At 68.8% G+C, this 14,244-nt stretch carries 14 protein-coding genes; 1 reads left to right on the plus strand and 13 read right to left on the minus strand.

Annotation, left to right across the window (positions count from 1 at the left end):
• From VGT06_00230 to VGT06_00285, 12 genes are all read right to left on the minus strand, one after another.
• Positions 1-1,318, minus strand: a 1,318-nt coding sequence (locus tag VGT06_00230; protein HEV8661559.1) for a cbb3-type cytochrome c oxidase subunit I, incomplete at its 3' end; no start/stop codon positions are given.
• 61 nt (positions 1,319-1,379) lie between these two features.
• Complete coding sequence (gene coxB, locus VGT06_00235; GenBank protein ID HEV8661560.1) at positions 1,380-2,042, minus strand: cytochrome c oxidase subunit II; 663 nt, start codon at positions 2,040-2,042, stop codon at positions 1,380-1,382.
• A gap of 97 nt (positions 2,043-2,139) precedes the next feature.
• Positions 2,140-2,859 carry a carboxypeptidase regulatory-like domain-containing protein gene (locus VGT06_00240; protein HEV8661561.1) on the minus strand — a complete coding sequence of 240 codons (720 nt, stop codon included), beginning with the start codon at positions 2,857-2,859 and terminating at the stop codon, positions 2,140-2,142.
• Positions 2,860-2,915: 56 nt separating this feature from the next.
• A complete protein-coding gene (locus tag VGT06_00245; GenBank protein HEV8661562.1) occupies positions 2,916-5,600 on the minus strand; it encodes a c-type cytochrome in 2,685 nt (894 codons plus the stop codon).
• Between the two features lie 9 nt (positions 5,601-5,609).
• Positions 5,610-6,464, minus strand: a complete 855-nt coding sequence (locus VGT06_00250; protein ID HEV8661563.1) for a cytochrome C — start codon at positions 6,462-6,464, stop codon at positions 5,610-5,612.
• A 52-nt stretch (positions 6,465-6,516) separates the two neighbouring features.
• On the minus strand, positions 6,517-7,230 hold the full coding sequence (locus VGT06_00255) for a cytochrome b N-terminal domain-containing protein (protein HEV8661564.1): 714 nt from the start codon (positions 7,228-7,230) through the stop codon (positions 6,517-6,519).
• A 79-nt stretch (positions 7,231-7,309) separates the two neighbouring features.
• Positions 7,310-7,867 carry a Rieske 2Fe-2S domain-containing protein gene (locus tag VGT06_00260; GenBank protein ID HEV8661565.1) on the minus strand — a complete coding sequence of 186 codons (558 nt, stop codon included), beginning with the start codon at positions 7,865-7,867 and terminating at the stop codon, positions 7,310-7,312.
• Between the two features lie 280 nt (positions 7,868-8,147).
• The gene (locus tag VGT06_00265; GenBank protein ID HEV8661566.1) at positions 8,148-8,852 is read right to left on the minus strand and encodes an ABC transporter ATP-binding protein; all 705 of its coding nucleotides are present in this window, start codon (positions 8,850-8,852) and stop codon (positions 8,148-8,150) included.
• Positions 8,839-9,567, minus strand: coding sequence for an ABC transporter ATP-binding protein (locus VGT06_00270; GenBank protein HEV8661567.1), 729 nt, complete (start codon positions 9,565-9,567; stop codon positions 8,839-8,841). Before VGT06_00270 ends, VGT06_00265 begins: the two co-directional genes overlap by 14 nt.
• Positions 9,564-10,514, minus strand: a complete 951-nt coding sequence (locus VGT06_00275) for a branched-chain amino acid ABC transporter permease (GenBank protein ID HEV8661568.1) — start codon at positions 10,512-10,514, stop codon at positions 9,564-9,566. Before VGT06_00275 ends, VGT06_00270 begins: the two co-directional genes overlap by 4 nt.
• Positions 10,511-11,380, minus strand: coding sequence for a branched-chain amino acid ABC transporter permease (locus VGT06_00280; GenBank protein HEV8661569.1), 870 nt, complete (start codon positions 11,378-11,380; stop codon positions 10,511-10,513). The genes VGT06_00275 and VGT06_00280 overlap by 4 nt, the downstream gene beginning before the upstream one ends.
• A gap of 78 nt (positions 11,381-11,458) precedes the next feature.
• Positions 11,459-12,700: an ABC transporter substrate-binding protein gene (locus VGT06_00285; protein ID HEV8661570.1), complete on the minus strand. Its 1,242-nt coding sequence runs from the start codon at positions 12,698-12,700 to the stop codon at positions 11,459-11,461.
• Positions 12,701-13,006: 306 nt separating this feature from the next.
• Between VGT06_00285 and corA the strand changes: the two genes are divergently transcribed.
• Positions 13,007-13,981 (plus strand): magnesium/cobalt transporter CorA, encoded by a 975-nt coding sequence (corA, locus tag VGT06_00290; protein HEV8661571.1) that lies wholly within the window; start codon positions 13,007-13,009, stop codon positions 13,979-13,981.
• Positions 13,982-13,990: 9 nt separating this feature from the next.
• Here the strand turns inward: corA and VGT06_00295 are convergent.
• Positions 13,991-14,244, minus strand: a 254-nt coding sequence (locus tag VGT06_00295) for a YbbR-like domain-containing protein (protein ID HEV8661572.1), incomplete at its 5' end; no start/stop codon positions are given.

A 14,244-nucleotide genomic window follows, 5' to 3' on the forward strand; every position in this document is an offset into this window, starting at 1 on the left:
ACATCTTCGGGTACCAGTAGTTCAGCGCCGCGAACACGCCGAACAGGCTTCCGCCGAACAGGACGTAGTGCAGGTGCGCTACGATGAAGTAGGTGTCGTGGATGAACATGTCCACCGGCGTCGAGGCCATGAAGATCCCGCTCAGGCCCCCGATGACAAACATGGAGACGAAGGCCAGGGCGTTGAGCATCGGAGTGGTGAACCGGATCGAGCCGCCCCAGAGGGTCCCGAGCCAGTTGAAGGTCTTGATGGCCGAGGGCACCGCGATCACCATCGTCGAGATCATGAAGCTCGTGCCGAGCGCCGGGCTCATCCCGCTCTGGAACATGTGGTGGCCCCACACGATCCACGACAGGAAGGCGATCCCGATCATGGAGAAGGCCATGGCCCGGTAGCCAAAGACCGGCTTGCGGGCGAAGACCGGCAGGATTTCCGAGGTGATCCCCATGGCCGGGAGGATCAGGATGTAGACCTCCGGGTGCCCGAAGAACCAGAAGAGGTGCTGCCAGAGCAGCGGCTCCCCCCCGCCGGCCGGGAGGAAGAAGCTGGTCCCGACCATCCGGTCGAAGAGGAGCATCGCGAGGGCGGCGGTCAGCACCGGGAGCGCCAGCAGGAGCAGGATCGCCACGACGAAGAGGGACCAGATGGTGAGCGGCAACCGGAACCAGGTCATCCCCGGCGCCCGCATGTTGATGATCGTGGTGATATAGTTGATCGAGCCCATCAGGGAGGAGATCCCGAGAATGATGAGGCTGATGCACCAGAGGTTCTGCCCCCAGTCCACGCCGGTGTAGATCGCCTTGGCGGTGAGCGGCGCGTACGAGGTCCAGCCGCCGGCCGCGTGCCCGCCCGGAACGAAGAAGCCGGCCAGGATCACGAGCCCCGAGAGCGCGCCAACCCAGAAGGAGAGCATGTTCAGGAGCGGGAACGCCATGTCCCGGGCGCCGATCATCAGGGGGATGAGGAAGTTGCCGAAGCACCCCACCAGGATGGGCATGACGACGAAGAAGATCATCAGGGTGGCGTGCATGGTGAAGAGCATGTTGTAGGTCTCGGGCGGGATGATCCCCCCGTACATGTAGGGCTCCGGCACCCACCCGAACCCGGGCACGGCGGTCTCGGGCCAGGCGAGCTGCCAACGGACGAGCAGGGCCATCAGCCCGCCCAGGATCATCATGAAAAGGCCCAGGAAGAGGAACTGCCGGCCGATCATCTTGTGATCGGTCGAGAAGATGTACGTCCGCCAGAAGCCCAGCTCCTCGTGATGGACCTCTGCGGCGTGCGCGGGAGCGGCGGCCACGCCTCTGGTGTCACTCATCGCTCACCTTTCGCCTCATGGGTGTGTCAGCCGATGGACGCGCGAGCTTTCGCCCCATCCCTCAAGAGGACGGCCAGCGTTCCTTGACCCACCTCGCGTACTCGTCGGGCGGATGCACGGTCAACCACCCCTTCATCCCGGAGTGACCGAACCCGCACAGCTCCGCGCAGGGAATCTCGTACCGGCCCGGCTTGGTTGCTTCGAACCAGGCTTCGATGTCGCGGCCCGGGAGGGTGTCCTGCTTCAGGCGCAGGTTCGGCAGGAAGAAGCTGTGGATCACGTCGCGGGAGGTGAGGGTGACCCGGATGACCTTGTTCACCGGGACGTGCAGCTCATTATCCAGCACCAGATCGTCCGCAGTCCCGAACTCCCCGTCCGGCCCCGGGTAGAGCATCTCCCAGTTGAACTGCTTCGCGGTCACCCGGACCCGGTGCTGGCTGGGGGGAAGGTGCCCTTTGACGTTCCCCCAGGTGGCCTGACTGAGGAACGAGAGGACCACCAGGATGACGGCGGGGACGATCGTCCAGATGATCTCGAGGGTGGTGTGGCCGTGAATGTAGGTGGCCCGGCGGCCCTCGCGGTGCCGGTACATCACGAGGAAGGCCACCATCGCTCCGGCCACCAGGAGGAAGCTGATCCCCGTAATGTAGTAGATCAAGTGGAAGAGGGAGTCGATGTCCTCCCCGTAGGTGGATACGTTCGGCGGGAGCCACCAGTCCAGCACCGCGGTCTCCTCTTCCCTCTCCGGTCCGTCCCCCTCCGGAATCCGCCGAAGTCTAGTCGGGACCGGGAGAGGAAGTCAACTCCAAAGATGCCGCGCGCTACTTCGCAGCGAGCTCCACGCCCAGCTTGGTCTCCTCCTTCGCCTTGACCGCGACCTCCTTGGTGACCTTCCCCAGCTTCTCGTGCCAGACCTCCACCTTGTAGTTGCCCGGTGGGACGTTGTCCAGCTTGAAGTTCCCGCTCCCGTCGGTCGTGACCGCATACGGGGACTCCGACACAACGATCCATCCGGACATCCAGGCGTGGGCGTCGCAGGCGGCCTTGATGATCTCCGGGGCCGCGAAGGTCTTCTCGATCTTCTTCTTGAACTTCGGCATCGCCACGTTGAAGGCCGAGTTCTTGCTGCTGAAGGTGTGGATGTTGTGGAGGATCCCGTCGGAGTTCAGGATGTCCACGGACGCGCCGACCTTCACCACCAGGACGTGGGGGTCGAAGCGGCAGTTCCTCTGGTCGAAGGTGAACTTCTCGGTCGCCCACTTCTTCCCCTTGGCGATGTCGGTGAGCGAGACCACGGCGTGCTGGACCCCCCCGTTCGATCCCACGAGGAGGGATTCGTCCACCAGCTTCCCCCCCTTCCCGCAGATCTCCCTGTCCTTCGTCACGTCGATGGCCTTGACCGGCGGCGCGGCCCCGCTCAACTTCACGGTTCCGCTGATGGAGCCCCCGTCCTTCACCTCGACCGCCTGGTAGGCGGCGCCGGCCGGGGAGGCCCCGAGGGCCACCGCCGCGCTCAGGAGAACGGTCACGATCCCCTTCATGCTCCCACTCCTTTTTCCTCGGCCCCCGCCGGCACCGGCCCGGCGGGGAATCCGGCTCAGCGACCCAAACTCAGGAGGAACTCGACCAGCGCTTCGATTTGCCGCGACTCGTCACCTCCCAGGATATCATCCGGGCCCCCGGGGTAGAAGTTCGGCATCTTCGTGCCCGGCTGGACCTTCTGGGGGTCCGTGATCCACTTGACCATCCACTCCGGCCGCAGCCGCCGCCGGGCGAGCGCCAGGTCGGGCGCCCACCCCTCGGGGGGACCCTCCGGCTTCTTCTCCCCCTGCTGGTGACAGGAGAAGCAGTCGAAGTAGTCCTTGGAGGTCAGCCTCCGCCCCGCTGCCACCAGGCTCGGATCCAGCGGCCCGATGTAGGTCAGCGGGGTCGGAAACGGCAGCCCGGCCTGCCCGTTGAAGTAGCCGGTGAGCCCCGTCACTTCGTTGGACGTGAGGCCGAAGGTGGGCATTCGCACCGTCAGCCAGGGGCGGATCGGCGTCGGCTGGATGAGGAACTCATACAGCCAGGGCGCTTGCACCTTCTCCCCCTCGCTGAGCAGCCCGTTCCGGAGGATGAGCGGGGGCGGGGCGGCCGCCGGGCTGGCGAATCGGACCCGGATGTCCCCGCCCCGCCCCTCGATCACGTGGCAGCCGACGCAATTGTATTTCCGGGTGAGGCGGCGGCCGGCCTCCACCGCCTGCTCGGCGTCGCTCAGGGTCCGCAGGAATCGCCGGTGGGGCGCCGCCTCCGCCGAGAAGGATTTCAGGTAGGCCCGGAGGCTCTTCACCTGCTGGTCGTTCAGCCGGAAGTTGGGCATGATCTGCTCGATCCGCTCCGTGGCGTAGATGTCCGGCTGTTTGAGCTTCCAGAGGGTGTAGTCCTCCCAGGTTTCCGGGACGTGGGTGGCATCGCCGAAGAAGAGCTCCAGGAGCCGCTTGTTGGCGAAGTTGGAGAGGTCCGGGGCGATCTTCTCCGCCTTCTCGAACCCCCGGATCTCGTGGCAGCCGAAGCAGCCCCGCTTCCCGATGAGCCGCCGTCCCTCCTCGATCACCTCCGGCCTGTTCAGCTCCGTCAGGAGGGCCGGCGGGGTCGGCTCCCGCTTCCCCAGCGTCAGGAGGAAGTTGGTCAGGGCGCTGGCCTCGGCATCGCGGAGGCGCAGGCTCGGCATGGGGGTGGTCGGCCGAAACGCCTTCGGGTTCTTCAGCCAGGCGAAGAGCCACTCCGGCCCGGTCACCTTGCCGGCCAGGCCGCTCAGGTCCGGGGCGAAGTCCCGCTCCACCTGCGCGAAGAAGGTGCTCGGCTTCGCCTCCCCGTCCGGCCCCCGGAGCTGGTGGCAGGCGTAGCAGCCCACTTGCTGGAAAATCTCGCGCCCGCGGGCTGCCGCAGCCGCCGGCGCGTAACTCCCCGCGGCTCGCGGGGCCGGCTCGGAGTGCTTCAGGAGGTAGGCCGCGACGGCAGTTGCATCCTTCTCGCTGAGGCCGAAGGAGGGCATCCGCGTGTGGGGGAGGTAGGTCTCCGGCTTCTGGATCCAGCGGACGAGCCAGGCCGGTTGGACCTTCGCCCGGATCCGGGTGAGGTCGGGGCCCACCTTCTCCGCCGTCTCGTACCCCTTGATGTTGTGGCAGCCGAAGCAGCCCAGGGTCTCCAGGAGCAGGATCCCCCGGGAGAGGGCCGGGGCCAGGTCCACCAGCTGGGAAGCCGCCTGGACCTCCGCGGCCTGAGCCTCCCCCGCCGCCGCCGCCCCCGGCGCGGGGGCCTGGGCCGCCACGACCCACTCGGTCTGCCCCCGGTGGCAGCGGAGGCACGTCGCCTGGGTCATCTCGTCCTTCAGCAGCGGCCGCTCCCAGTACTTCTTGGGGCGATGGGCCAGGGCCACCTCGAGGGCGGGGCCCTGCCCCTCATGGCAGCCAGTGCAGCCGAACTCGCTCACCGGGTGCTTGCCGAAGATGGCCAGGCGGTTCGGGTGGGTGCGGAAGGGCTGGTCCGCCGCCTCGAGGCCGCCCCGCTCAATCCCCAGGTGGCACGTCTGGCAGCGGTCCACGCGGAGGATGGGCTGCTCGAACTCGTTGAGCTGCAGCCCGTCCACCACCACCTGCTTCACCTCGAGCGGGCGGAGCCGGATCGCCTCGAGCCGGCCTTCGAGGCTCCGGACCTCGGCGGTGACCTCCTGGATTTTCGCGTCGATCGCCTGCCGCTGCTGCTCGAAGGCCCGCACCTTCTCGGCCGCCTGATCCGCCGCCGCCTGCGCCGCCTCGACGCCGGGCAGGAGAGCCGCGGCCTCCTTCTCGAGCCGGTCCACGACCGCCCGGGCGCGGGCGACGTCCCCCTTCTCGTGGCGCGCCTTGTCATAGAAATAGTAGGCCTCGTCCAGCTCGCTGCGGGTGAACTGCAGGGTCTGGTTCGCCTCCACGAGGGCCCGCTGCAGGCGGTCTCGCTCCGCCAGCGCCGCCCGGTAGTCCGGCCCCTTCAGGGCGTCCTCGGCCACGCTGAGTTGGGTCTTGAGCTCCTCGAGGGTGCGCTGGGCCTCGGGCCCCTCCAGCCTTTTGCGGGCCGCCTCCAGTTCCGCGCTCACCTGCTCGTACTCCAGCTTGTTGAAGGCGATCTGGTACCGAATCCACGGCCGGCGGGAGACCGCCTCGTCCCACAGTGCCCACACCATGGTGGCCAGGAGAATCATGCTGGAGACGAAGAAGATCCGCCGTAACGTCCGGCGCTCATCGGGGACATAGGGGGTGGGCATGGGCGGATACTAGATATTGAACCAGGGAGTGACCCAAAAGTACTTGATGTTGAAGAAGATGCGCATGACCATCTTGACCGGCAGGGAGACCATCGTGAGGAAGAGGAAGGCCACGATGCCGTAGCGGACCGGGCCCAGCTCCTGGAGGGCCGCGCTCCTCTTGCCCTGCCAGATCCAGGCGGCGGGGATCAGGGCGTAGTAGAGGATCGTGAGCACCAGCCCCAGGAGCTCCACCTGGCCCAGGGCGGTCCCGGCGAAGACGCGGCCCAGCAGCGGCAGGTCGTGGATCTTGGGGTTGCCCATCCACTTGAAGGGCCACCAATAGGGCAGGTCCACGTTGGTGAGCGCCACCACCTTATGAGGGTCCCACTTCTCCCACGGCCAGAAGAGGTTCCACCCCGGCCCCCGGAAGAAGACCCCCAGGACGACGAGGGCCACCCAGAGGACCAGAAATCCGAACAGGTAGACGCTGATCGCGAAGGGCCGTTCCCGGAAGGTGAAGTAGCCGTTCCCCTTGGGGTTGATGTCCACGTAGGGGATGACCATCAGCCCGATGATAATGAAGGTCGGCAGGACCACGCCGGCCATCCAGGGGTCAAAGTAGACCAGCATTTCCTGCAGGCCCAGGAAGTACCAGGGGGCCTTGGAGGGGTTGGGGGTCTGGGCCGGGTTGGACGGGTCCTCCATGGGGGCGTCGAGCGCGATGGACCAGACCATGAGGAGCGCCGTCAGGAGGATGGAACAGATGAACTCCGACTTGACCAGGTACGGCCAGCAGTGGACCTTGTCCTCCACCGGGCTCGGCCGCCTGGGCTTCTTGGCTGCCGGCCTTGCGTGGGCCGGGGTCGCCGTCACCTCCGCCATCCCTCATCTCCCCTCGCCCGGGGCCGAACAGCCGACCGCGGGGCATGGCCAACTAGAGCGGGCCCGAGATCCCCCCGTCCTTCCGGATCCGCCAGAAATGCAGGATCATCAACACGCTGGCCAGGATCGGGAGAAAAATGCAGTGCAGGACATAGAACCGCAGCAGGGTGGGGGGGCCTACGATGGTCCCCCCGAGCAGGAAGGCTCGGGCATCGTAGCGGGGGGTCACCCCCACCACCTCCGCGAACGGGCCTTCGTGCCCCAGGAGCGGCGTGGCCCGCGCCATGTTGGTCCCCACCGTGACGGCCCAGATGGAGAGCTGGTCCCACGGGAGGAGATACCCGGTGAAGGAAAGGAGGAGGGTCAGGGTGAGCAGGATGACCCCCACCACCCAGTTGAACTCCCGGGGGGCCTTGTAGGAGCCGGTCATGAAGACCCGGAACATGTGCAGCCACACCGAAAGGACCATCCCGTGGGCCGCCCACCGGTGCATGTTGCGCACCAGCATCCCGAAGGGAACGTCGAACTGGAGGTACTTCATGTCGGCGTAGGCATACTCCGCCACCGGCCGGTAGTAGAACATCAGGACGACGCCGGTCACGGTCAGGACCAGGAAGAAGAGGAAGGTGATGCCCCCCATGCACCAGGTGAAGCGGATCCGGATGGCGTGCCGGCGGACCTTGGGGGGGTGCAGGTGGAGCCAGACGTTGGCCATGATCATCAGGACCCGGTTGCGCTGGGTGTCCCGATAATCGTGGCGGAACATGGAGCGCCAGACGGGCGACTCCACGATGGTCCGCTGCAGCGCCTTCAGCCGCTCCTTCAGCACGGGATCCCTCCGCCCCTCACGCCTTCAGGATGCTCTGGGGGTACTGCGTCCCCGGCGGGACCCCCGGGGCCATCCGGTAGATCGCGCTCTTGTCCACGACCAGCTTCCCCTCCGGGGTCCGGACGATCTTGATCCGGTCGAGGGGGCGCGGGGCCGGCCCCTCGAAGTTCGCCCCGTCCCGCTTGAAGCCGCTGCCGTGGCAGGGACACTTGAACTTGTTCTCCGCCTTCAGCCAGTTCGGGGTGCACCCCAGGTGGGTGCAGATGGCCAGGATGGCGTAGAAGCCTTCCTCCGTCCGGACGATCCAGACGCGCTTCTCGTTCTTGAAGCGCTCGTCCACGATCCCCACCAGATAGCTCTCGGGGGCCCCGGCGTCGAAGACCGGGTTCGGCTCGAAGAGGACCCGCGGGAACATGAAGCGCGTGAAGGCCAAGAGCACGGTCCCGAGATAGACCAGGACCGCCCCCCAGCCGGCCGCGGTGAAGAAGTCCCGGCGGGTCCAGATGGTGTTCGGAGTGCCCTCGGGGGGGTCCGGGATGGGCTCCCGGCCTCGGACGGGTGCGTCTTGCGCCATGCGCGCTCCTTCACCCCGGGCCGCGCCGGCCGCACCAGGCCGCGCCCCTCGGCCTGCCGCGGGCGGACCCTCACCTCGCAGGTGGGGGCCCGGGGGGATGACGGCACGTGGGTGTGTCTGGTGGAGGGACCGGCTGGGCAAACCGTCAACTCCCCGGTTCGCCCGTTGCACTCACCTTCCGCTTGCGCGCCGTGCAGGCCTCGCAGAATCCGTTCGTTTTCATTTTCTTAGTCCGAATCTCCGCACCTGTCAAGACCAAAAGGCGGGAGGCCGGTCCTGTTCACATCCCCAGGTAAGCCTCGCGGACCAGGGGGTCGCGGAGCAGCACGGCGCTCGGTCCCTCGAGCACGATGGCGCCGTTCTCCAGGACGTAGCCCCGTCGGGAGAGGGCCAGGGCCCGGGCCGCGTTCTGCTCGACCAGCAGGATCGGGGTCCCCGCCCGGTTGATGGCCTGGAGCGCCTGGAAGATCGCCGTCACCACCACGGGGGCCAGGCCGAGGGAGGGCTCATCCAACATGAGGAGGCGGGGCCGGGCCATGAGGGCCCGCCCGATGGCCACCATCTGCTGCTCCCCGCCCGAGAGCGTGCCCGCCAGCTGTCCTGCCCGCTCCCGGAGCACCGGGAAGAGCCGTTCCACCCCGGCCAGGCTGTCGGGGCGGGCGGCCCGCGCCGGCCGGGTCCGAGCTCCCGCCAGCAGATTCTCCCGCACCGTGAGGCTCGGAAAGAGGTGTCGCCCCTCCGGGACCTGAACCACCCCCCGGGCCACGATCTCCGGAGGACGCAGGCCGTCGATCCGCTCCCCCGCGAACGTGATGCTTCCGGCCCGCGGCCGGAGCAACCCCGAGATGGTCCGGAGGGTGGTGCTCTTCCCGGCGCCGTTGCTGCCCAGGAGGGCCACCAGCTCCCCCTCGCCCACCGTGAGGCTGAGCCCCCTGAGGGCCAGGAGCTCCCCGTAGGCGGCCGCGAGCCCCCTAACCTCCAGCACGCCCCTCCTCCCCGAGGTAGGCCTCGATGACGCGCGCGTCCCGGACGATGGCAGCGGGCGGCCCTTCGGCGATCTTCTCCCCGTAGTTCAGGACCACGATCCGGCGGCAGAGGGCGAAGACGGCGCGCATGACGTGCTCGACGAGCAGGAGACTCACCCCTTCGGCGTTGAGGGCCCGGAGGAGCGCCACGAAGCGCTCCATCTCCACCGGGGTCAGCCCGGCCATGACCTCGTCCAGGAGGAGAAGCCTGGGCCCCGCCGCCAGCGCCCGTGCCAGCTCGAGTCGCTTCCGGTCGGCCAGCGTGAGGGTTCGGACCTCCGCCCCCCGTCGCTCGGCCAGCCCCACCCGGTCCAGGACCGCCTCGGCAAGGTCCCGGGCCTCGCGGAGCGAGGCCGCCCGGTGCAGGGCCCCCACCGTGACGTTCTCCAGCACGGTGAGGCGGAGGAAGGGCCTGACGAGCTGGAAGGTGCGGACCATCCCGCGGCGGGAGATGCTGTGGGGCGGGAGGTTCAGGATCGGCTCCCCGCGGAAGAGGACCCCGCCGGCGTCCGGGGGGAGGAACCCGGAGAGGAGGTGGAAGACCGTGGTCTTCCCGGCCCCGTTCGGGCCGATCAGCCCCAGGATCTCCCCCTCCTCCAGCCCGAAGGAGAGATCGGTGACCGCCCGCAGGCCGCCGAACCGCTTGGCCAGCCCCCGGACCTCGAGCAGGCTCATGGCCGATGCCGGAGGCGACGGGCCAGGGCCGGCGCCGCCCCCTGGGGCAGGAAGAGCACGACGGTCACCAGCAGGACCCCATATAGAATGAGCTGGGCGCCCGCGGTGCCCCCGAGCGGGAGGGCCCGGCGGGAGACGGCGCCGAGGATCCCCAACAGCAGCGCTCCCACCACCGGGCCGGCGACCGTCCCGCTCCCGCCGATGATGGGGCGCAGAATGATCTCCACCGACTGCTCCACCCCCATGACCGGGTCGGGGTGCAGGTGGAGGATGCGGTACGCGTAGAACGTTCCCCCGAGCGCCGTCAGGGCGGCGCTCAAGGCGAACGCCTGGAGCTTGCAACGGAAGGCGTCCACCCCCAGCGCCTCGGCGGCCTCCTCGTCCTCCCGGATGGCCATGAGGGCCATCCCGAGCCGCGAGCGCTCCAGCCCCGCGACCACCAGGGATCCGGCCGCGGCGAGGGTCAGGGCGACGTAGTAGTACGGGGTGACGCTGCCGAACTGGTAGTTCAGGGGGTCCTGCCGGAACGGGATGAAGAGGCCCTGGAAGCCTCCCAGGAAGTCCAGGTGCAGCACCACGAGGCGGGTGATCTCGGCGACGGCCAGGGTCATCAGGAGGAAGTACGACCCCCGGAGGCCGAACCGGAAGGAGAGGATCCCGACCGGGAGGCTGAGGGCGGCGGCGAGGGCCGCCCCGACCCACATCCCCAGGAAGGGGCTCACGCCGGCGTGCAGGTGGAGGGCGGCGGCGGTATAGGCCCCGATGCCGAAGAAGGCGGCGTGCCCGAGCGACGGCTGGCCCGCGTAGCCCCCCAGGATGTTCCAGCACTGGCCCAGGTAGGCGAAGTAGAGGATGAAGAGCCCCTCGTTCACCCAGTCGCCTGGCGCCACCAGGGGGAAGAGGAGCAGGGCGACAGCCGCCGCCGCCGCCCCGATGCGCCTGCTCATGCCCGCCCCCCCAGGAGACCCCGGGGACGCAGGAGCAGAATCCCGATGACGATGATGAAGGAGACCACCTGCTTGAGCGAGGAGACCAGGAGGACCGCCCCTAACGACTCGGTCACGCCCACGATGAGTCCCCCCAGCGCGGCGCCGGGGAGGCTCCCCATCCCTCCGAGGATGACCACGATGAACGACGTCAGGGTGAGGGGGAGACCGCCCGAAGGGGCGAAGGGAAGAAAGGGGATCGTGAGGGCCCCCGCGGCCGCGGCGCAGGCGGCCCCGATGCCGAAGGCGATGGGGTAGACCCGCTCCACATCCACGCCGGTGAGGAGAGCCCCCACCCGGCTATCCGCCGCCGCCCGGAGCGTCCGGCCCAGGTCGGTGCGCCGGAGGAAGAGGACCAGCCCCCCCGTCAGGGCCATGGCCAAGACGAAGGCCAGGAGGCGGGCGACGTCCAGGATCACCGGCCCGAGCCAGAGCGTGCTCAGGGCGTAGGCCGTGGGGGCCCGCCGGGAGTCGGGACCGAAGAGGATGAGGGCCCCGTTCGTGAGGATCAGGGACACCCCGAGGAGGAGCAGGACCTGCATCTCCTCCGGGGCCTCCAGGATCCGGTTCACCAGCACCCGCTGGATCGCGTAGCCGAGGCCGAAGACGGCGGTGGTGGTGAGCGGGAGGGAGAGCAGGGGATCCAGGCCCCCCAGCGTGAACAGCCAGTAGGCGAGGTACATGCCCCAGATCATCAACTCGCCGTGGGCGAAGTTGATGATCCGCATGACCCCGAAGATGAGGGAAAGGCCCACGGCCATCAGGCTGTAGACCCCTCCCAGCATCAGCCCATTCAGGGTGGCCTGCGCGAGGAGGAGGGGATCCATGACCCCTCGGGAAGGCGCCTCACCCGCGCGGCCCGGGAGGGCGGGGCGCGGTTCCCCCGACGGAGCCCCGGCCGGGACCTAGCCCCGCTCCCAGAGCCGGGGGACGGGGAACGTCACGGGAGCCTCGGCGAAGGGGGCGGGTTTCACGACCCGGGCCCGCCCACCCAGGATCTGGACGAGGGCGGTGGAGGCGTTCGGATTGTCCCCCTGGGGGGTGAAGCGGATGGGGCCCCCCACCATGATGTGGTCGGTGATGTTGGTGGTCTGGAGCGCCTCGAGCAGGGGCTCCGGTTTGGTGGAGCGTGCCCGCTCGAGGGCGTCGGCCACGATGAGGATCGCCTCGTAGGCGTAGCCCGAGTTGGTATCGAAGGTCTTGCCGTACCGTTTCTCGAAGGCGGCCGTCACGGCGGCCGTCCTCGGGTTGCGAGGGTTGTGCCAGGGGACGTTGTCCATGGTGAACTCGGCGAGCTTCCCCAGTTGCTGCACGAACTCCGGCTCGTACAGGCCGGGGCTCCCGGGCCCGATGACGGCGTGCACCTCCACCCGCTGCTTGAAGAGCTCCTGGATGAGGAGCACGGCGTCCCGCGGGCGCGTGATGGGGAGGAGGAGGTCCGGCTTTGCCGCCTTCGCCTTGGCCACCTCGGTGGACAGGTCCTGGGTGGTGACGGGATAGGCGATGGTCTCCACGATGGCGAAGGGGGGCTTGAGGGTCTGGTGGGCGTTCAGGAGGGACTTGGCCTGGGTCTGTCCGAAGAGGTCGCTGACGTGCATCAGGACCGCCCGCCGCGGGCTCACCCCGGTCTCGGCGAACAGGTCGGTCATGAACTGGATCGCCTTCAGGCCGAATACCCCGCTGGTGGGGAAGTTGCGGAAGACGTGGCGGTACCCCTGCCGGGTGATGTGATCGGCGGCCGCGATGTCAATGAGAAAGGGGATCCGCCGCTCCTCGGCCACCTTCGCCATGGCCATGGTGTGGCCGGAGTCGAAGGCCCCCGTCAGGATGACCGCCCCCTCCCGGATGAGGCGCTCCGCCTCGACCTGAGCCACCTCGGCCTTCGTCTCCGAGTCGCCGGTCAGCAGGGTGAGCCGGGCCCCGCCCAGGCTCCGGAGCCCCCCGGCCGCGTTCACTTCGTCGGCGGCCATCTGGGCGCCGCTCCGGCAGGCCTGCCCGACCCGCGCCAAGAGCCCGCTCACCGGATGGACCGCCCCCACCTTCACCTCGGGGACCTGCCCTCGCAGGACGGCCGGCACGGCTGCCGCCGCCGAGGCGCCGGCTGCTCCCCGAAGGAATCCCCGCCGCGTCAGCCCTGCGCTCCCCATCCCCCCCTCCTCCGTTTCCGCTCGCCCCCGCCGTCCGGAAAAAGCACGCCCCTTATATCCTCACCCCCCGGGGGTGTCAAGGCGCGACCCGCGGCGCGCCGACCCACGGAGGCGGACGAATCCCGGATCGCGCCGCGTCCCGCGGCCTGCGAGTGGGCCGGCCCGCACGCGGGCCGCCGCCCCCGAATGGAGCAACTCTTGCAAGCGACAGGAGTCCGGGACGGAATCGGGGGGCCCGCCACCTTGATTTGCCCCCGGGCCTCCGGTACCCTAGCGCGGGCCTGCGGCAGCCAGAGGGACAGCGGGATGGGAGCGATCCAGTGCTACGTCGTCCGGGGGAACGGCGAGCTCGTCGCGGACCCGCCGGACGAGGCGCTCCGGGCAGCCATCAGCAGCCCCACGGACTTCGTCTGGATGGACCTGGAGGCGCCGGGCGAGACGGACTACGCCCGCCTGAAGCACCTCTACGGCTTCCACGAGCTGGCCCTGGAAGACTGTGCGAACCCCGAGACCCGGACGAAGGTGGAGAGCTACGACGGCTACGTCTTCCTGGTCTGCCGGGCCATCAACCACAACCCCGGGGAGGAGGCAGTGGACACCGTTCCTCTCTTCTCCTTCCTGGGGGAGACGTACCTCGTCACCCTGCACCCGGACCCCCTCCGCTCCATCACCGCCGTCGCCGACCGCCTCCGGAAGAACCCCCGCCTCCTCACGGAGGGCCCGGATCGGATCCTCCACCTGCTCATTGACCACCTCGTGGACTGCTACTTTCCCCTCCTGGACGCCATCGACGAGCGGCTGGACCGGTGCGAGGACGAGGTCTTCCGCGAGGTCTCCCGCCAGGCCCTTCCCCTCATCTTCCGCACCAAAAGGGAGGTCCTGGCCCTTCGCCGCAGCGCGGGTCCCCTCCGCGAGATCCTGGGTGTCCTGGCCAACCGGGGGATCCCCCACATCCGCCCCGGGACCCAGCTCTACTTCCGGGACGTCCATGACCACACCCTGCGGATCGCCGATAACCTCGAGACCTACCGGGACATGCTGACGAGCACCCTGGAGGCTCACCTCTCCCAGGTCTCCAACCGCCTCAACGAGGTCATGAAGCAGCTGACCATCGTAGCCACCATCCTCCTCCCCCTCACCTTCATCACGGGCCTGTTCGGCATGAACTTCGAAGAGCTGCCCCTCACGCGTGCGGCCGGCGGGTTCTGGGTCGTGGCGGGGGGGATGGCTGCCGTGGCGGCCGCGCTTGCCTGGTATTTCAAGCGGAAGGACTGGTGGTAGGCCCCACCCTCAGGAGGACACTCGCCGCAGGGTGACCCGGACCTCCACGGTCCTCACCTGCCCGTCCGCCAGGGCCAGGCGCTCCGGGAAAAGGGCCAGCGGGACTGCCCGGTTGAAGGAGCCCTCGGCGCCCGTCAGGTCCACCGGCTCCGTGTAGACCGCCTGGAGGTTCGAGACGGCCGACTCCGGTCCCACGATTTCCACGGTCCCCGGAATCACGGTGACGCCCGCCACCGCGTAGCCAGGGGCCGGGTCCCCCCGCA

The organism is Candidatus Methylomirabilis sp., from assembly GCA_036000645.1.
In the GTDB taxonomy this organism is placed as follows: domain Bacteria; phylum Methylomirabilota; class Methylomirabilia; order Methylomirabilales; family JACPAU01; genus JACPAU01.

Bases quoted from the DNA above. Each gene is read 5' to 3' on its own strand.
- VGT06_00240 (HEV8661561.1), bottom strand. From the start codon at position 2,859: ATGAAGGGGATCGTGACCGTTCTCCTGAGCGCGGCGGTGGCCCTCGGG.
- VGT06_00245 (HEV8661562.1), bottom strand. From the start codon at position 5,600: ATGCCCACCCCCTATGTCCCCGATGAGCGCCGGACGTTACGGCGGATC.
- VGT06_00250 (HEV8661563.1), bottom strand. From the start codon at position 6,464: ATGGCGGAGGTGACGGCGACCCCGGCCCACGCAAGGCCGGCAGCCAAG.
- VGT06_00255 (HEV8661564.1), bottom strand. From the start codon at position 7,230: ATGTTCCGCCACGATTATCGGGACACCCAGCGCAACCGGGTCCTGATG.
- VGT06_00260 (HEV8661565.1), bottom strand. From the start codon at position 7,867: ATGGCGCAAGACGCACCCGTCCGAGGCCGGGAGCCCATCCCGGACCCC.
- VGT06_00270 (HEV8661567.1), bottom strand. From the start codon at position 9,567: ATGAGCCTGCTCGAGGTCCGGGGGCTGGCCAAGCGGTTCGGCGGCCTG.
- VGT06_00275 (HEV8661568.1), bottom strand. From the start codon at position 10,514: ATGAGCAGGCGCATCGGGGCGGCGGCGGCGGCTGTCGCCCTGCTCCTC.
- VGT06_00280 (HEV8661569.1), bottom strand. From the start codon at position 11,380: ATGGATCCCCTCCTCCTCGCGCAGGCCACCCTGAATGGGCTGATGCTG.
- VGT06_00285 (HEV8661570.1), bottom strand. From the start codon at position 12,700: ATGGGGAGCGCAGGGCTGACGCGGCGGGGATTCCTTCGGGGAGCAGCC.
- corA (HEV8661571.1), top strand. From the start codon at position 13,007: ATGGGAGCGATCCAGTGCTACGTCGTCCGGGGGAACGGCGAGCTCGTC.